Origin of the sequence: Rufibacter radiotolerans (genome assembly GCF_001078055.1) — a bacterium.
Lineage (GTDB): Bacteria > Bacteroidota > Bacteroidia > Cytophagales > Hymenobacteraceae > Nibribacter > Nibribacter radiotolerans.
Genome location: NZ_CP010777.1, coordinates 4,557,285 through 4,574,115 on the forward strand (window position 1 = coordinate 4,557,285; position 16,831 = coordinate 4,574,115).

The 16,831-nt window shown below is 52.8% G+C and carries 15 protein-coding genes and 1 tRNA gene; 12 read left to right on the forward strand and 4 right to left on the reverse strand.

Going from position 1 to position 16,831, the window contains the following annotated elements; genetic code table 11:
- Positions 1-316 precede the first annotated feature (316 nt).
- A tRNA-Met gene (locus TH63_RS18520) sits at positions 317-389 on the reverse strand.
- A gap of 73 nt (positions 390-462) precedes the next feature.
- Positions 463-2,220: a BamA/OMP85 family outer membrane protein gene (locus TH63_RS18525; RefSeq protein WP_048922264.1), complete on the reverse strand. Its 1,758-nt coding sequence runs from the start codon at positions 2,218-2,220 to the stop codon at positions 463-465.
- Positions 2,221-2,340: 120 nt separating this feature from the next.
- On the opposite strand from TH63_RS18525, the gene hemW reads away from it, so the two are divergent.
- From hemW to TH63_RS18585, 11 genes are all read left to right on the forward strand, one after another.
- Positions 2,341-3,483 carry a radical SAM family heme chaperone HemW gene (hemW, locus tag TH63_RS18530; protein WP_048922265.1) on the forward strand — a complete coding sequence of 381 codons (1,143 nt, stop codon included), beginning with the start codon at positions 2,341-2,343 and terminating at the stop codon, positions 3,481-3,483.
- Positions 3,484-3,909: 426 nt separating this feature from the next.
- Positions 3,910-5,022: an MBL fold metallo-hydrolase gene (locus tag TH63_RS18540; protein WP_231583507.1), complete on the forward strand. Its 1,113-nt coding sequence runs from the start codon at positions 3,910-3,912 to the stop codon at positions 5,020-5,022.
- Positions 5,023-5,172: 150 nt separating this feature from the next.
- The gene (locus TH63_RS18545) at positions 5,173-6,084 is read left to right on the forward strand and encodes a bestrophin family protein (protein WP_048922268.1); all 912 of its coding nucleotides are present in this window, start codon (positions 5,173-5,175) and stop codon (positions 6,082-6,084) included.
- Positions 6,085-6,220: 136 nt separating this feature from the next.
- Positions 6,221-6,541, forward strand: coding sequence for a hypothetical protein (locus tag TH63_RS18550; protein ID WP_048922269.1), 321 nt, complete (start codon positions 6,221-6,223; stop codon positions 6,539-6,541).
- A 136-nt stretch (positions 6,542-6,677) separates the two neighbouring features.
- The gene (locus tag TH63_RS18555) at positions 6,678-7,769 is read left to right on the forward strand and encodes an SGNH/GDSL hydrolase family protein (RefSeq protein ID WP_048922270.1); all 1,092 of its coding nucleotides are present in this window, start codon (positions 6,678-6,680) and stop codon (positions 7,767-7,769) included.
- A 47-nt stretch (positions 7,770-7,816) separates the two neighbouring features.
- Positions 7,817-8,137 carry a hypothetical protein gene (locus tag TH63_RS18560; RefSeq protein ID WP_048922271.1) on the forward strand — a complete coding sequence of 107 codons (321 nt, stop codon included), beginning with the start codon at positions 7,817-7,819 and terminating at the stop codon, positions 8,135-8,137.
- A gap of 208 nt (positions 8,138-8,345) precedes the next feature.
- Positions 8,346-8,918: a pentapeptide repeat-containing protein gene (locus TH63_RS18565; protein WP_048922272.1), complete on the forward strand. Its 573-nt coding sequence runs from the start codon at positions 8,346-8,348 to the stop codon at positions 8,916-8,918.
- 79 nt (positions 8,919-8,997) lie between these two features.
- A complete protein-coding gene (locus TH63_RS18570) occupies positions 8,998-9,873 on the forward strand; it encodes a LytR/AlgR family response regulator transcription factor (protein WP_048922273.1) in 876 nt (291 codons plus the stop codon).
- 131 nt (positions 9,874-10,004) lie between these two features.
- Positions 10,005-11,330 (forward strand): TraB/GumN family protein, encoded by a 1,326-nt coding sequence (locus TH63_RS18575; RefSeq protein WP_048922274.1) that lies wholly within the window; start codon positions 10,005-10,007, stop codon positions 11,328-11,330.
- 267 nt (positions 11,331-11,597) lie between these two features.
- A complete protein-coding gene (locus TH63_RS18580) occupies positions 11,598-12,281 on the forward strand; it encodes a 2'-5' RNA ligase family protein (protein ID WP_076606539.1) in 684 nt (227 codons plus the stop codon).
- 62 nt (positions 12,282-12,343) lie between these two features.
- Positions 12,344-13,144: a cyclase family protein gene (locus TH63_RS18585; protein ID WP_048922275.1), complete on the forward strand. Its 801-nt coding sequence runs from the start codon at positions 12,344-12,346 to the stop codon at positions 13,142-13,144.
- Between the two features lie 573 nt (positions 13,145-13,717).
- Here TH63_RS18585 and rpmA read toward each other — a convergent pair.
- Positions 13,718-13,996, reverse strand: a complete 279-nt coding sequence (gene rpmA, locus TH63_RS20035) for a 50S ribosomal protein L27 (RefSeq protein ID WP_076606540.1) — start codon at positions 13,994-13,996, stop codon at positions 13,718-13,720.
- Positions 13,997-14,066: 70 nt separating this feature from the next.
- A complete protein-coding gene (gene rplU / locus TH63_RS18595) occupies positions 14,067-14,375 on the reverse strand; it encodes a 50S ribosomal protein L21 (protein ID WP_048922277.1) in 309 nt (102 codons plus the stop codon).
- Between the two features lie 1,001 nt (positions 14,376-15,376).
- Here rplU and TH63_RS18600 point away from each other — a divergent pair.
- Positions 15,377-16,336 carry a ribonucleoside-diphosphate reductase small subunit gene (locus tag TH63_RS18600; RefSeq protein WP_076606541.1) on the forward strand — a complete coding sequence of 320 codons (960 nt, stop codon included), beginning with the start codon at positions 15,377-15,379 and terminating at the stop codon, positions 16,334-16,336.
- Positions 16,337-16,831 lie beyond the last annotated feature (495 nt).

Consider the following 16,831-nt stretch of genomic DNA (forward strand, 5'->3'; position numbering starts at 1 on the left):
ATCCTCCCAGAACTAATAGCTGAGAAGGCTGAAATTGTGACCTTGGGAGGCGCACCAAAAAATTATCAAACTTTAAAAGTACACTGCTTCTCTCTGGGAATCTGTCCAGAAAAGGGAGGGGTTTGGGGGGTTAGCACACTAAGCAAAAGCTGCAAAAACCAGTGTTTCTCCTGTGGGGTAGCTGATGACACAGGAAGCTATGGTTATTAAACCGAAAAAGTGAAAGCTGTTTTTAGCTTAATTGTAAAACTGTAAGCCTCTTGGGGGGATAAAAACAAAAGACCGACCAACTTGAAAGTTGATCGGTCTTTTTAGGTAGCGGGAACAGGACTCGAACCTGTGACCTTTGGGTTATGAGCCCAACGAGCTACCAACTGCTCCATCCCGCACTGTTTGTAATACAAATGTAGGGGCTTTTTCTATATCCTCCAAACGGTTTGTGCAAGTTTTTACGAAAACGGGCTAAAAACGGCCCGTAATCCCGAAGTGAATCTTGCCTCTTTGCAGGCTAAACCCCTCCTGAGAAGTACGGCCCACCGAGTAAACTAACTGAAACACACCGGCTCCCGTGGAAAAGCTGATGCCGCCGCCCACCCCGCTGGCCCACTGGAAATTTTTTTCATTTTTTAGGTCGCGGCGCAGATAACCCTGGTCATATAGCAGGAAAACGTACGAATCTTGACCCGTGTACTGGCGGTACTCCAGCGTACTGATGCCGTAAGATGAGGCATAAAAAGCATAATCGTCAAAGCCGCGCAAAGAGGCCAGGCCACCCAGCCGGTACAGTTCATTCAGGTAAAGGCGTTGGTTCACCAGCCCTTCGGCCCGCAGCCTGGTGAGCAGCACCCCGTTTTTGGTGACCGGCCAGAAGCGCTCCAGCCGGGTGGCCAAAGAGAGCTGCGTGGTTTTGAGTTGCAGGGTGTCATAATAGCTGGGCTCTACCCGGGCGTTGCGTTGCACCCTTTTGTTGCCCACCGCCCCCTGAAAGAACGCCTGCCCACCCCGGCGCGGGAAATACAGGTCGTCCAGGTTATTCCATGCATAGGCCAGGCCGTAAGAGGTGAAGTTGGCGTCAATAGCCGAGGAGTCTGACCGGCGCTGCCGCAGGGCCTCCGGCGAGAGCAGCTGCGAACTGACCACCTCGGCAAAGAACGTGACGCGGCTGGTGGTGGAAAGCGGGTAGGCAATCTCCAGGCGCGGCCTGAGGTTCAGGAACGAGGTGTCTTGCTTATACAAATGAAACAGCGCGGCTATCTCAAAGGGCGTATTGAAGAAGTGCGGGTGCCGGTATTCCACATCCAGGAGCTGCGAGTTGCGTTCTACCTTGCGCCAGTGCAGGCCAATCTGCTTGCCGCTGCCCCGCAGATTGCGCACCTGCAGGTTCACCTCGCCGGTAATCAATAATTTAGCGCTGGAAGACGAGGGGTCTGGCAGAAACCCGATGATGCCGTCAAACTGGTTGGCTTTTTTCTCGTCCAGGAAGAAATACAGCCGGGCCTGGTTCTTGGCAAACAGCACCTGGGGCTCCCCCGCAATCTTCACGAAGGGCAACTGCTTAAGCGCGCGCATGGCCTGCTCCACCTTCTGCTGGGAGTATGGCTGCCCCGGAGCCAGTTGGGTATATCTATAAAAGGCTTGCCGCTGCAAACGGCTGCTGCCTACAATCTGGATAGAGTCAATCTGAATCAAGGGCCCGCGCACCACCCGCAGGACGCCCCTGATGGAATCATCATACAGCTGCAGCGAGTCAATTCGCACGGCGGCATACGGAAACCCATTATTCTCGGCCTCACGTAGCAGCGCCTGCTGCAATTGGGCAAATTCCGCCGGGCGGAAGGGCGTGTTGGTATACAATTTCTCCCGAAAGCCTACTTTCTCCAGCAGCCCCTCGCCCACGTTGCCGTTTCTTAGCGAGGCCCACCGGTAAGGCCGGCCGGCGTACACGTATACCCAGAGCGAGTCTCTACGCTGCCGCAGGCTGTCAATAGAGGCGGTCAGGTAGCCTTCTTCCTGCACCCGGGCGCGCCAGTTCTGCAGTTCCTGACGCAGGCCCAACGAGTCTCGCGCGGTGAGTTTAGGCTGGAGGCGCTGGAAGAGTTTTATAGCCTCCGGGTCTGGGGAAACAATCTGCACCACGCGCTTGTCCTGCGCCTGCGCCCAGTTGCCACTTAGCAGCAAACCCAGGAGCCAGCCCAGAATTGCGTATCTTTGCCAGCACATCTTTGGGTACAAACGGGAACTAGACCTCCACTTCATTGTTTCTAAGGTACGGCTTGCCGCTGAATTTCACGCACCGCCCATTTATTTACACTTATAACGCTTTCCATAGCCCATTCTATTTTGGCCGGAATCTATCTTCATATCCCGTTCTGCAAACAAGCCTGCCACTACTGCGATTTCCATTTCAGTACGTCTATGGGCCTCAAAGAGCAGGTACTGCAGGCCATGCACCAGGAACTGGTCCTCCAGCAGCCCTACCTCAACGGCGAAACCATCAACACCATTTACTTTGGCGGCGGTACGCCCTCTATTTTGTCTGTAGACGAGCTGAACGGCCTGCTGGAGGCTATTTACGCGCAACATACGGTAAGCCCCACGGCCGAGATCTCCCTGGAAGCCAACCCAGATGACCTCACGCCCGAGAAACTATATGCCCTGCGGCAGACTCGCATCAACCGCCTGAGCATTGGGGTGCAGTCGTTCCACAACCCGCACCTGCGGCTCATGAACCGGCCGCATGACGCCCAGGAGGCCACGGCCTGCATACGGCTGGCGCAAGAACTGGGGTTTGACAACATCTCCCTTGATCTGATTTACGGCGTGCCCGCCGAAGACCCCGAATTGTGGGAACAGGACCTGGCCCAGGCCTTCGCCCTGAACGTGCAGCACCTTTCCTGCTACGCGCTCACCATTGAACCCAACACCGTGTTCGGGCACCGCCTCAAGAAAGGCCAATTCACCCCCGCCCAGGAAGAACGCGTGGCCCAGCAGTTTGAGCTGCTCATGAGCCAGGCCGCCGCCCATGGGTTCCAGCACTATGAGATCTCCAACTTCTGCCAGCCCGGCTTTGAGAGCAAGCACAACAGCAGCTACTGGAAACAGGTACCGTACCTGGGCATCGGGCCCAGCGCCCACTCCTTCAACGGCGTGAGCCGCCAGTTCAACATCGCGCATAACCCCAAATACGTGCAGGCCCTGGCCGAAGGGAAATTGCCAGCCACGGTAGAAGAACTCTCCGTAGAAGACCGGGTAAACGAGTACGTCATGACCACGCTGCGCACCAGCTGGGGCTGCGACACCCGCTATATTTTGGAAAAATGGGGCCTAGACCTGATTGCGCTTCACGCAGCGTACCTGCAGAAAATTCAGGCCCAAGGCTTGCTGCAGGAAAAAGAAGGGGTGTTGCTCTTAACTGAGGCCGGAAAACTGTTAGCCGATGAAATTGCCCTGGACTTGTTTCTGTTGCCTGAAGAGGCGGAGTAAGAAGGAATAAATTGAGTCTGAGTAGGGCGCAAGCGTCCGCTGGTGTCCTCGCATATGGATCACTTCTTTGCTTTCTCTCTCTCTTGTCATCCTGAAAAAACCTTGTGGGAGAAAAGCAATAGCGGGTATTTAATGCCATTACTGTTCGCTGCCAAGATCCTTCCAAGATGACAAAAAATATAGGGGCATTTCAGAAGGCACATGAGTGGAAGAGCACCTTCTGCCAACTTGACCCTTCTACCCGCTCAAACCCCGGTGCTTTCCTGCCATTAAGGACCATTCCGTTTAGGGCCTGATTTTTGAGAAACAGCCCCAAAACACCCTTGGCGTGTTGGTCTGTAAATGCCTGGGCGCAAGCCTGCAAGTAGAACATTTTGCCAGTACAGGGGTTTTGGTGTTACCTAGTGCCTTACCATGAAGAAGTTTATGCTGACTGTTTTATCCTTTATTATAGCCGCCGTGATTGGGGGTGCCATCTTTGTGAACCAAGCCCCGCAGTTTGGGGCCTCCGCTGAGGGCACCAGCCTGGAGCGCATCAAGAAATCTCCGCAGTACCGTGACGGTAAGTTCCAGAATGCCTCGCCCACGCCCATGATGGATGAGTCACCGTTCCTGGACAAGGTCAAGATCTTCTCTAAGTTCATTGGCGGGGTAGAAGGCGGTACGCCGGAAGGGAAACTGCCCATGGTCTCTCTCAAAAAAGAAGACTTTGCGGCCGTGGCAGATACCGGGGTGGCCATTACCTGGTTCGGGCATTCGGCGGTGCTGCTGGAGATGGGCGGAAAGCGCATTTTCGCCGACCCTATGTTGGGGCAACGGGCCTCACCGGTTTCCTTTATCGGGTCCAAGCGCTTTAATGAGGAACTGCCCATCAATATAGAAGACCTGCCGCCGCTGGATATTGTATTGCTCTCGCATGACCATTATGACCACCTAGACCGCGGCTCTATCTTAAAACTCAAAGACAAAGCCCGGCATTTCATTGTGCCCCTGGGCGTGGCCGCGCATCTGGTGCATTGGGGTGTAGAGGCCAATAAGATCACGGAACTGGACTGGTGGGAGGACACTTCCTTTGAAGGCATCTCCTTTACCGCTGCCCCCGCCCGTCACTTCTCGGGCCGCGGCCTGAGTGACCGCGACCAGACCCTGTGGTCCTCCTGGGTACTTAAAAGCGCAGATAAGTCGGTCTATTTTGGCGGCGATTCTGGCTATGATACCCATTTCAAGGAGATAGGGGATAAGTACGGCCCCTTTGATTTGACCATGCTGGAGTGCGGGCAGTACAATGAGGCCTGGAAATACATTCACATGATGCCCGAGCAGACCGCCCAAGCCCACCTGGACCTGAAGGGCCGCGTGCTCATGCCCACTCACTGGGGAGCTTTTTCGCTGGCCCTGCACCAATGGAAAGAACCCATCACCCGTCTGTCGGCGGCGGTGCAGCAGCATAACATCTCCATGGCTACGCCGATTATTGGTCAGCGGTGGCAGGTAGGAGGACCGATTCCGCAGCAGCCCTGGTGGAAAGACGTGAAATAAGCCATCCTTAAATAAGGGTACCATTGCCGTTTTAAGCTAGTTTTCCAGAAAAGAGGCTCAAAACCATCCTCTCCGGTAAGCCTTCGTATGAGTGAAAGCCAGGTCGGCTTTAGGATGGGTGCGGCCTGGCTTTCACGGTTATTACAACGTATGCTTCTCGCTGACAACATTCCATTCCGGTACATTTTCAATAAGATCAAGGTAGATGTGCTCAGGGTCTGGCTTTTTTCAGTCACCTTCCACATAGTGAAACTGATTTGGACAGATGATCTGCCGGCCATTCCTTCGGCGTTACCGTCGGTGCTGGGTACGGCCATTTCTTTGTTGCTGGCCTTTAACTTAGGCCAGTCGTATGAGCGTTGGTGGGAAGCCCGCATTGTCTGGGGCGCCATTGTCAATGACTCGCGCACGCTTTTGCTGGAATTGAAAGCCTTTGTCTCGCCGGCCCACGCGCAGGTGCCGCATGTGCAGCGAATGGTCAAAAACCTGGCTTACCGGCAGATAGCCTGGTGTTACAGCCTGGGCCAGAGCCTTCGTAAGCAAGACCCCCTGGAGAACCTGCCCCAGTTCTTGCTGCCGCAGGAAATGGAGTACCTTGCAGACAAAGCCAATAAACCCCTGGCGCTGCAGGTGCTGCATATGCAGGACCTCAACCAGCTTTACCAGGAGAAGGTGCTCCGGCAGATGCAGCAGACCCAGCTGGCTGCTACCGTGGGCCGGCTCTGTGACTCTATGGGCAAGGCCGAGCGCATTAATACCACGGTGTTTCCGGCCACGTACAGCATGTTCATTCATTTCTTTATCTACCTGTTCCTGGTGATTCTGTCGTTCACGCTGGTGGAGTCCATTGGCATCTATGAGATACCGGTGCTCACGGCCGTGGCCTCCACGTTCTTCCTGATTGAGAAAACCGCCAAAGAGATACAAGACCCGTTCCGCAACCGCCCCACCGACACGGCCGTGACCGCCATTGCCCGCACCATTGAAATTAACCTGAAACAGATGCTAGGCGAGAAAGACGTGCCGGAGCCCTTAAAGCCAGACGGGTATTTCCTGATGTAGCCTTCGGCCGCGGCCGAAGAAGTAACCCCCTAATTATAGATGCCCCAAGTGACTTATAAGCTAGCTTCTGTTTTGAGCCTGTTTTATGGAAAACGGCCCCAAAACGCATCTTGAGAGAAACTAACCTTCTCTGATTATGGAACGTCACTCTCACCACAGCGTAGCCGGCTTCCCACCACGTCGGCAGAGAAAATCCATCTCCTCTTCTGGCCCCGTGTTAGGGGGCCTGGTGGCCCTGTTTCTGATAGGGCTCTTTCTTATGTACCGCTCCAATGTCTTCCAGACGCAGCAGGCCCCGGCCGCCACTACCGTTGCCCCTTCAGAAACCTTACAGGTCCAATACCCGCCTAAAATTTTCCCGTCTACCGCAGACCTGGGCGCCCACCCTATGTTTGCGCCACTGGCGGAAAGTGCCTCAGATACCTTGCCTAAGATTTTTGTGAAGCCGCAGCGGTAAACAGGAGGCAACCTTTTACACCTAGTGACCCAAAATTTAAGGGAAACAGCGGCAGTTTGGTGCGCGATGGGCTTTGAAAGCAGCCCTGTTCTCAGCATCTTTACCTGTACCGGTTTTACTTTAGATTTTGGGTCACATGCGTTCTAGTAGCTTTTATTATTTCTGTGCTTTCCTGTTGGTGCTGCTGACCAGCCGCTGCGCGCCTTCCAAGATGACGGTGGTGGGGCCGCAGGACCCCAACGTGGCCTACATGGGCCGGGTGGGCAAACCATCGCCGCAGGCAGCGGAACTGTACTGGTCTGGTACTTCGGTGAAGCTCAATTTCTCAGGCACTGCGGTGCAGGCCAGGCTCAAAGACAATACCGGCAAAAGCTTTTATAACGTAATTCTGGACGGCGACAGCGTGCGGGTGATTCAGGCAGATACTGCCTTAAAATTGTACTCGCTGGCCTCGGGGCTGAAACCCGGTAAGCACACCATAGAACTGTTCAAGCGTACCGAATGGGACAAAGGCACCACCACCTTCTATGGCTTTGAGGTGGCGTCTAAAGTGCTGCCCCCAGACCTGCCTAAAAAGCGAAAGATTGAGTTTTACGGCAACTCCATTACCGCCGGGTACGCCGTGCACGACTACTCGGGCAAAGATTCCTGGGAGGGCACCAATACCAACAATTACCTGAGCTACGCCGCCCTGGCCGCCCGCCACTTCAACGCCGACTATTCCTGCATCTGCAAAAGCGGCATAGGCATTACCGTGAGCTGGGAACGCTGGATCATGCCCGAGATCTATGATCGCCTCAACCCCGCTGACCCCGCCAGCAAGTGGGACTTTGCGCAAGGCCCTGCCCCCGATGTGGTAGTGATTAACCTACTCCAGAACGATTCCTGGATTGTGAACCTGCCCAATAACCAGGAATACAAGCGCCGGTTCGGGGATACCAAGCCCACTGAGGAGTTCATCATCACTGCCTACCAGAATTTTGTCAAGAGGATACGGGGCAAATATCCCAACGCCCACATCATTGCCGCCCTGGGCAACATGGACATTGCCCGCGAGGGCTCGCCCTGGCCGGACTACGTGCAGAAAGCAGTGGCTGGCCTGAACGACGCCAAAGTATATACCCACTTCATGCCTTATAAGAATACGCCCGGCCACCCGCGGGTTGAAGAGCAGCAGGCCATGGCCCAGAGCCTGATTCAGTTTATTGAAAAAACGATCCAGTGGTAAGGGTGTTTAGCTAGTCTGTTGTAGCGACTTTTAATTAAATTACATATATGAATCAAACTCTTAATGGAAAAAAGCATTTAGCATTATTTTACTTGGGATTTATTGTTTTTCTCATTGGGTATTCATCTGTGTTTTTTGGTTTAGGAATTCTGGAATTTCTACAGATTATTGGAACTGCCATTTCAATTCTTGCCATAAAAAGATGGCTTAGAGCACCTGAGTTTAAAGCCAAGTTTAGGAAAGAAAATAACGAAGATGGGCTTACATATTTTTGGAATAAAATTGTAATGAGGCTATGGAGTGCAATGTTTTTTTCATTTATGCTCTTTTCGACCTTAAGTTATTTTTTAAGGTTTATTTTGAGTTGAAAAAATAAACAGCAACCTGCAACAACACCTATAGTGAAATAAAACGCGGCAAAGCAAAGTGCATTTATATGCGACGGCTGACATCTACCGGAGAAGTAAACGGATAGAAAGAAGTTGAAAACGCAAGCCTGCTAAAAAACTGTTTTTAGCCTATTTTTGCCAAAACGGCTGCAAAACGCTTTTTCACTTCCAGCGGCCTCCTCTACCCATGACTGAGACGTTTCACCAGGACAAGACCTTTGACCAGATCAACTACGCAGACAAAGTAGTGACCGGCCGCGAGTTTGAGGACTGCACCTTTACCCGCTGTGATTTCTCCAACTCCAACTTCTCCCACAACAGCTTCACCGATTGTCGCTTCTCTGACTGCAACCTGAGCATGGTGCAGCTAAGTAACAGCAAGCTGCACGGTGCCACCTTTGTTAACTGCAAGCTGGTGGGCGTGGATTTCAGTTTGTGCCATGACTTTCTGTTTGCGGTCAACTTCAAAGGCTGCTCCCTGGATTATACCTATTTTGGCAAGAAGAACCTGAAAAAGACCGTCTTTGAATCCTGCAGCATCAAGGAAGCCAACTTTACGGATGCCGACCTCACTGAGGCTGCCTTTCTGGACTGCGACCTTACCCGCACCGTTTTCCACCGCACCAACCTGGAGAAAGCAGACTTCCGGACGGCCGTGCACTATGCCCTGGACCCGGAGTTGAATCGCATCAAGAAAGCAAAGTTCTCTATGCCCGGCGTGCTGGGGCTGCTGGCCAAATATGACATTGTGATTAAGTAGAGCGGGAAGAAAGGTAAAATCTGTTTATCTTTCCTATCCGCTTTGTGGGCGGAGACTGTTTTACCGCAAGCACCGCCTTATGTTGTCTTTCCTTCGGCAGCCCTACCCGCTCAGTGAGCTCACCCTTTCCAAATCTACCCTGCATGCGTTGGTGTTTGGGTTTATCATTGGCTTTACCTTGATCGTGTTTCAGCCGTTCGGGACCTATACCTGGCATGACCCGCTCAAGAACTATATTCTGGCGGGCTACGGGCTGGTGGCGGCAGTCTCGGCGTTCCTGAATTACTACGCCTTCCGGCGGATGATGCCCCAGGTGTTTACTGAAGACAAATGGAGCGTAGGCAAGGAGATTGCCTGGAACCTGCTGCACTTCGGCACCGGCGGATTCATCTGCACCGTGTACGGCGCGGCCGTGGGCGTGATGCCGTTCTCGCTGGCGCAGGTGGGGTATATGTCCTTCATTGCCTTTCTCATGGGCTTGGTGCCGGCGGTCTTGCTGGTATTGATGAATTATGTGTACCTGCTGCAGAAATACAAGCCCCTGGAACCAGTGGGGAAACCAGAAGCGCCGGTGGCGGAGACAACGGAAATCGCAGCATCGCCTTCAGAAGCCTGGCTAACCCTCACCGCCGAAAACGAGAAAGACACCCTCCGCCTGCGGGTGCAGGATTTGCTCTTCATTGAGGCCAGCGACAATTACTGCACCGTTTTCCACGTGGAAGAAAATAGATTACAGAAGACCTTGCTCCGCAGCAGCCTGAGCCGTCTGGAAAACCAGATGGCCGCGCCGGGTATTTTCCGGTGCCACCGTTCTTACCTGGTCAATTTTAGCCAGGTGCAGCAGGTGAGCGGCAACGCGCAGGGCTATAAGCTGCAGTTTGCCCAGACAGCCCAGCAGGTGCCGGTGGCCCGGTCGTATGCCGGGGTAGTCAAAGAGACCTTTACGGCCGTCTAACTGCCCCACGGAGCCTTGCCATTCGCCCCAAACCGCGCTGATGGCCCCAAAAAGCAGGTCGGGCGCCCCAAGGGCAAGCGGCGTGTTTTCCCAATTTCTACTTTTGACGAAACGATTCACCAACCCTCGTCATGAAAAAAATCTTAAAAAGAACCGCGCTTTTTATTCTGCTCACCCCCATTGTACTTCTTGTCTTAGGATTCATTGCCTATGGCATTTACGCCCTGCTGGCCGTGGGCGGCGAGAGTACCCCGCACCAGGCGTACCTGCAGAAACACAAACAGGAAGTACGCCTAACCGGCCAACCAGCCTTCCATATTTTTGACAGCGCCTTTTACCAGAAGCAGATTTTCTTTTTAGGCGAGGCCCACGGATGCGCCATGCCCCAGGACCTGGACTTTGCCTTGCTGCAGCACCTGAACCAGCGGGTAGGCCTGACACATTACCTAGCCGAGGTAGACTACAGCCAGGCTTGGTTCCTGAACGAGTACCTGCGCATAGGCGAGGAGCGTCACCTGCAGACCGTCTTCCAGTTCTGGGCCCGAAACAACGCCCAATGGGGCAACCAGAATTTCTTTGACAAACTAAAGAAGATAAGAGCCCTTAACCAGACCTTACCCGCGGCCCAGCAGATTTCCATTCTGGGGGTAGACAAGATCCAGGACCTGCAGGTAACGCAGCGGTTTCTTCAGCAGACCCTGGCGCAACTGCCGGCCGTCGTACAGCAAGATTCTGCCTTCGTTGCCCTCCGTCAGGTGATTTCGCAAGACAGCCTGGACCGTGATTCGCTGGTGGCCATAGCGCAGCGACTGTTGCCTACCTTTATGCAGGAGGCCGCCTCGCCCACGCTTTCCAGCGCCGCCCAGTTTAACCTGCAACACACTTTGGAGAACCTGGCCTACCTGGACGGAAAAACCCGCCGCGACAGCGTGATGTACCTGAACCTAAATACCGTGGTAAAGGCCCAGAAATTGGAAGGCGCCAAGCTGTACGGCATGTGGGGCCTGTTCCATACCATTCCGGTGGAAGTGCAGCGCGGGGTACCGTTTGCCTATTACCTGCAGGGCCCCAACTCTCCGTTCAAGGGCAAGACCGTGTCTATTGGCGTGTACACCATTGACAGCGAGAACATGATGCCCGCCGCCGGAATGCCCGCTTTCCTGAGCAAAGGCGAGCGCTTCATTAACACCGGCATGGCCAACAATGATGGCCCCATGGTGTTTGTGCATGGCATCAAAGACCTTCGGGCCGTGACCCGGGAAAACTCCATGACCCTCTTCAAAACTGATGCCTCGGGCTCTCCCTACCGCACTTCTTCCCGCCTGGCTACCATTAAAGTGCTGTTCCCTAACCAGAGCATAGATTTCAAAGGGGATCAGCCGCACGTGAGTGACGTGTTCCAGTATGTGTGCCTGGTGCGTAATTCTAAGGCGCTTACCCCGCTGCCGGTGCTGTAAGTAGAAATGACATTGAAAAGCCGCCAGGGAGTTTGCCTGCGTAAAATTAAGGCTACTCCCTGGCGGCCGTTTATGGGCTGTTTTACAGAAACTAGCGTAAAACCAAAAAATAGGATTAGATGTATCTGGTATCTTCATTACCTGCCGGCGCCCTTGGTTTACGCTTATCTTGCGATTTTAAAATCAGGGCCTTTCCCCAAAGCCAGGCGGAAGAAAACGGAGGTTCTGTTTTACTCGGTCAAGCAATAAAAAATATTCACCTGCGCCATGGATTTAGCGGCCCACTACCAGAGCCTATGGGAGAATGCCGAGCAGCACTTCGCGGCCGCTGACTTTGAGGTAGATGACCTGATAGATTCGCCCCATGACACCCGAAGGGGCATTACCCTGTTGGCCCGTCCCCAGGAGCCGGTAAAAGAGAACATTCAGCGCTTTCTGCAAGACATGGCCCAACTGGAACCCGACCTGTACTACTATCCGCCCACCGATTTTCACCTCACACTGCTTACCATCATCTCCTGCTACCCGGGCTTTACCCTGGATCAGGTGCAGCCCCAGGCGTACGTAGATGTGGTGGAGCAGGCCTTGCGGCCGATCAAGAAGTTTAAGGTGGTGTTTATGGGGGTCTCGGCCTCGCCCGCCTGCATCATGGTGCAGGGTTTCCCCATTGGCGATGAACTGGGCCGGTTGCGGGAGAAGGTCCGGAAGCTTTTCCAGGCCTCGGTGCTGCAGCAGTCCATGGACCAGCGGTACATCCTGCAGACCGCCCACAGTTCGGTGATCAGACTCCGGAAGCCTCCTGCCAACCCCCAAGCCTTCCTGAACAAGCTCCGGGAATACCGACGGCAGGTCTTTGGGTCCACGGAGATACGGCAGGTGGAATTGGTGTACCATGACTGGTACCAGCGCCGGGCCAACACCCAAACCCTGGCCACTTTTGACCTGGGCTGATTTTCTGGCGCGGCGTTCTGTTTTTAGCGTATTTTAGCAAAAACAGGTCTAAAACGCTGCCCATGCTTTCTGCCGCCACCCTCACCTTCCGGAACCGTACCTACCAGTTCAACCCGCTGCAACCCTTAGATATTTCATTGCCCCTGGCGCCGGGTCTGGACAATGTGAACTGCTTCTGGGCAGAGCCTGTGCAGATAGAAACCATACGGGTAGGCGACTACGTGGGCAGCGTGGCCCTGGGCGGCTCCACCAACTACCAGCGCGTGCACCTCACGCCCCACGGCAACGGTACCCACACCGAGTGCTACGGCCACATTTCCCCTGACCCTGCCGCCACCTTAGATAAATGCTTGAACCGTTTCCTGTTTGTGGCCCAGCTGGTATCGGTTACTCCCCAGCCCCAAGACAACGGAGACCTGGTGGTGATGGCCCAGGATGTACTATCAAAGCTTTCGCTGGAGAATCTGCCGGAGGCCCTGGTGTTACGCACTCTGCCCAATTCTCTGGAGAAACGCACCGCCCACTACTCCGGCACCAACCCCACCTATCTGGAGCCCGCCCTCGCGGAGTTCCTGGCGGCTAACGGCATAGAACACCTGCTCCTGGATTTGCCTTCCGTGGACCGGGAGGAAGACGGTGGGCAATTACTGGCGCACCACGCGTTTTGGCAATACCCGGCTAATACGCGGGTGCACGCCACCATTACAGAATTGATCTTTGTGCCGGATGCGGTGGAGGATGGATGGTATTTGTTGAATTTGCAAGTGACCAGTTTGGTGCTAGATGCGAGCCCGAGTAAACCGGTGTTGTATGCGTTAAGGCCTGTTGAAGGGACTGTTTCTTTTGTGGAGGCGCCGCATTAAAGGATCTGCGGTGGGGCAGGAGGTTCTATGATAAAGAATTTGCTTTCGCCTTGGAGTCATGGCTTTTTTATGACTTCATAAGCTGGGTAGTTTCATCTTTTCCCTCCGAGCGCTCACGGCCGCGAGGCCCCGCCTTCCGCCCTCGCGCTGTACCCTCTCGCCTGGCCCCGCAGGGCCTTCCGCTCCCGCGGCACCGGGTCGAGTGCTAGGCGCTCAGACGAAAGGCTGGAAACGGGAAAGCGTAGGGATAGCGTTTAGAGTCGGTGGTGTTTTAAGCACGTTTTCAGCAAAACAGGCTCAAAACGCAATAACCTTTACTAAGCGCGGACTCTCCCCTTGAGGGGGGAAGGGGGGGGTTTACATAGGAGAGCACATCTGCAGGAGAAATAACTAATACCCAAAAGGTGCCGCCGCCGGGGATTGCAAATCCCCCTTTCGGAACTTCCGGATTGCAAATCCGGAAGAGCGTTCTCTGGTTCTTCTAGCCTTTCTAGCCCAAAAGCCCCAAACAAAAAAGGCCACTCTGCAAAGAGTGGCCTTTTTTGTTACACCTCGGCAAGCGCCGAAGAGAGCTTATGCTTGTACTTCAGCAGTTTCGGCAACTGGAAGAACAGATACGTAAGAACGGTTTTTAACGCCTTTCTTGAAAGCTACAACACCGTCTGTCAAAGCAAACAGGGTGTGGTCTTTCCCGATGCCTACGTTAGCACCTGGGTGGTGAGCAGTACCGCGCTGACGCACGATAATGTTACCAGCGATGATGGCCTGGCCACCGAAAATTTTCACGCCTAAGCGCTTGGAATGTGATTCACGTCCGTTGTTAGAACTACCGACACCTTTTTTGTGAGCCATTTCGTTTCTATGTTAATCCCGGGGAACCCCGGAAATATGTTCAACAATAATTTTCTAGTCTTGGCAAAAATTAACCAATGGTGTTGATCAACACTTTGGTGTATTGCTGGCGGTGACCATTTTTCTTCTTGTAGCCTTTTCTTCTTTTCTTCTTGAAGATAATCACTTTATCGCCTTTGGCGTGTCCCTGGATGGTTCCTGTCACCTTGATGTTGTCAAGGAAAGGAGCACCCACAGATAAAGTACCGTTATCATCAGTGAAAAGAACATTGGCGAACTCTACGGCGTCACCCTCATTGCCGGAAAGCTTGTTAGTGTAGAAGAACTTACCGCTCTCTACTTTCGTCTGGACCCCAGCGATTTCAACAATTGCGTACATCAGCTTACGATTATTTTAAAAATGAACCGCAAAGGTAAAAATACGCCCGCTCATATGCAAGCCGCCTCCTTTTAATTTTTGATATAACTGGTGCCGTGTAGCCAACTGGTTTTTAGCACGTTGCGACTTACCCACGGGGTGTGGATTACTTGTGTGGATAAATTGAAATAGTGATGATGGCCAGGTAGTTACGAGTGGATAAAGGCATGGCGGTAGAGGGCCGCGCCAAAAACGCAGAAATTCTGGGGGGACGGGAAGGGTAAAAGTAAGCGTGCCTTTCGGCGGAAGAGTAGATGAAAATACAAGCTTCCTGCGCTAAAGTCAAGAGGGTCAGGTGATTTATTTCTGCGGGTAAAGGAATGCGCCCGGTAGGAAGCGTATTGCCTGTTCTGCGGTGAAACTGTAGGCTTCTGGGAGTCGGCAGGATTCTACCCGTGGGGCTGGCGGTTTTAGAGAGGACAAGCTTGCTGGTGGAACAGTGTGCCATGGGTGAAAGGAAGGGCATTGATATAGCGTAAGAAGCTCCTTGGTGTTGCATTTGTAGGGCTGGTTGGAAAGGGGTTGGGGTCAATGGTTCTTGGTGGGTGGTCGGAAAACAATAAGAGGCGGGCAGGGGTTGCTTGTTGGGTAGGGAGAAGCACTTGTGCCCAGGTGATTTTCTTCCGGCTGGTGGTCGTTCCTGGGTTAAGGAAAACTTTCTTTACTATCCTTTAAGAAACCAGGTTTGCTTACATGGAAGAAACGCTATATTTGAGGTTTCTAATTTTGATAAAAATATAAACTATTGTAAGTCAGCCGTTTATAATGTTAATAAGTCTGGGATAAAGTTTGTATAAATTCGGCTACCCGATTCAGGGGAACTACGTAATTGTGCCTATATTTGAATTCTCAAGACGGAGGAACGCAGGCCTAACGTCCGTTATTAGAGAGCATTTAAGTAGAGGGGTAGCTCCTGAAACTAATCATTCGCTTTCCAGTTTAGTCATACAATAAAAGAGTCTATGGAGCCAATATTACAAGAGAACCCGAATCGCTTTGTTCTTTTCCCCATTCAAAACGATGCCGTGTGGCAAATGTATAAACAAGCGGAAGCTAGCTTCTGGACCGCTGAGGAAATTGACCTTACCCAAGACAATAAAGACTGGGAAAAACTGAACGACGGCGAGCGCCATTTCATCAGCCACGTGCTGGCTTTCTTTGCCGCCTCAGACGGAATTGTAAACGAGAACCTGGCCATCAACTTCATGCAGGAGGTGCAGATGCCAGAGGCGCGCTGCTTCTACGGGTTCCAGATCATGATGGAGAACATCCACTCAGAAACCTATTCGCTGCTGATTGACAATTATATCAAAGATCCCAAAGAGAAAGACCGTCTGTTCAACGCGCTGGAGACTGTGCCCTGTGTGAAGAAAAAAGGCGAGTGGGCTTTGAAATGGATCAACTCTGAGAACTTCACAGAGCGTTTAATTGCCTTCGCCGCTGTAGAAGGAATCTTCTTCTCAGGCTCTTTCTGCTCTATCTTCTGGATGAAGAAACGCGGGCTTATGCCGGGTCTTACCTTCTCCAATGAATTGATTTCCAGAGATGAAGGACTGCACTGTGATTTTGCCTGTCTGCTGTACTCCATGCTGCAGAACAAGTTGCCGGAGGAGCGCGTACACAGCATCATTCGTGACGCGGTGGCCATTGAGCAGGAGTTTGTGACCGATGCCCTCCCCGTAGACCTGATTGGGATGAACGCAAAACTGATGAACCAGTACATAGAGTTTGTGGCCGACCGCCTGCTGTTGTCTCTGGGCTGCAGCAAGATCTACAATTCCACCAATCCATTTGACTTCATGGAGCTGATCTCCCTGCAAGGTAAAACCAACTTCTTTGAGAAACGCGTGGCAGAGTACCAGAAATCGGGCGTGATGAGCGACCGTGACTCTAACGTGTTCTCCCTGGACGAAGACTTCTAACCCACCCTCAGAAACGGCCCTAAAAGCGTTTTTGGGCTGTTTTTCAGAAAACATGCCTAAAACGCCCGGCAGCCGGCTGGGTTTATGACAGAGAAGAAATCAAAGTCCTTTTGCTTCACTTTAATCTCTTCTCTTCTTATAACTTTTTGTCATCCTGAAAAAACCTTGTGGGCTAGCGGTAATTGCGGCTATTCTGGCGTTTTCTAGTTCGCCCACAAGATCTTTCCTAAGATGACAATGAATAGTGGTCGCCCTGGCCTGTCCCCTGACAGGCCGGAAGGATAGCACTTCAGAATTTGCAAATGTGTTGTCTTGTCAGGGGACAAGCCAAGGGAAGGATTATCAGCACAACAGCATCATCCCCCTACCCCCTTCAAAGGGGGACGAACAAGTACCAGTCCCTTAAAACAAGCCCAGACCTTTTTGGGCCTGTTTTCCAGAAATCAAGGCAAAAACACCCGGCAGCCGGCTGGGAAGAAGCATCCAATCAAAGTT

What these genes read in the sequence shown, in the direction of transcription:
- TH63_RS18525 (WP_048922264.1), bottom strand. Translation starts at nt 2,220, where the DNA reads ATGTGCTGGCAAAGATACGCAATTCTGGGCTGGCTCCTGGGTTTGCTG.
- TH63_RS18540 (WP_231583507.1), top strand. Translation starts at nt 3,910, where the DNA reads ATGCTGACTGTTTTATCCTTTATTATAGCCGCCGTGATTGGGGGTGCC.
- TH63_RS18545 (WP_048922268.1), top strand. Translation starts at nt 5,173, where the DNA reads ATGCTTCTCGCTGACAACATTCCATTCCGGTACATTTTCAATAAGATC.
- TH63_RS18550 (WP_048922269.1), top strand. Translation starts at nt 6,221, where the DNA reads ATGGAACGTCACTCTCACCACAGCGTAGCCGGCTTCCCACCACGTCGG.
- TH63_RS18555 (WP_048922270.1), top strand. Translation starts at nt 6,678, where the DNA reads ATGCGTTCTAGTAGCTTTTATTATTTCTGTGCTTTCCTGTTGGTGCTG.
- TH63_RS18560 (WP_048922271.1), top strand. Translation starts at nt 7,817, where the DNA reads ATGAATCAAACTCTTAATGGAAAAAAGCATTTAGCATTATTTTACTTG.
- TH63_RS18565 (WP_048922272.1), top strand. Translation starts at nt 8,346, where the DNA reads ATGACTGAGACGTTTCACCAGGACAAGACCTTTGACCAGATCAACTAC.
- TH63_RS18570 (WP_048922273.1), top strand. Translation starts at nt 8,998, where the DNA reads ATGTTGTCTTTCCTTCGGCAGCCCTACCCGCTCAGTGAGCTCACCCTT.
- TH63_RS18575 (WP_048922274.1), top strand. Translation starts at nt 10,005, where the DNA reads ATGAAAAAAATCTTAAAAAGAACCGCGCTTTTTATTCTGCTCACCCCC.
- TH63_RS18580 (WP_076606539.1), top strand. Translation starts at nt 11,598, where the DNA reads ATGGATTTAGCGGCCCACTACCAGAGCCTATGGGAGAATGCCGAGCAG.
- TH63_RS18585 (WP_048922275.1), top strand. Translation starts at nt 12,344, where the DNA reads ATGCTTTCTGCCGCCACCCTCACCTTCCGGAACCGTACCTACCAGTTC.
- rpmA (WP_076606540.1), bottom strand. Translation starts at nt 13,996, where the DNA reads ATGGCTCACAAAAAAGGTGTCGGTAGTTCTAACAACGGACGTGAATCA.
- rplU (WP_048922277.1), bottom strand. Translation starts at nt 14,375, where the DNA reads ATGTACGCAATTGTTGAAATCGCTGGGGTCCAGACGAAAGTAGAGAGC.
- TH63_RS18600 (WP_076606541.1), top strand. Translation starts at nt 15,377, where the DNA reads ATGGAGCCAATATTACAAGAGAACCCGAATCGCTTTGTTCTTTTCCCC.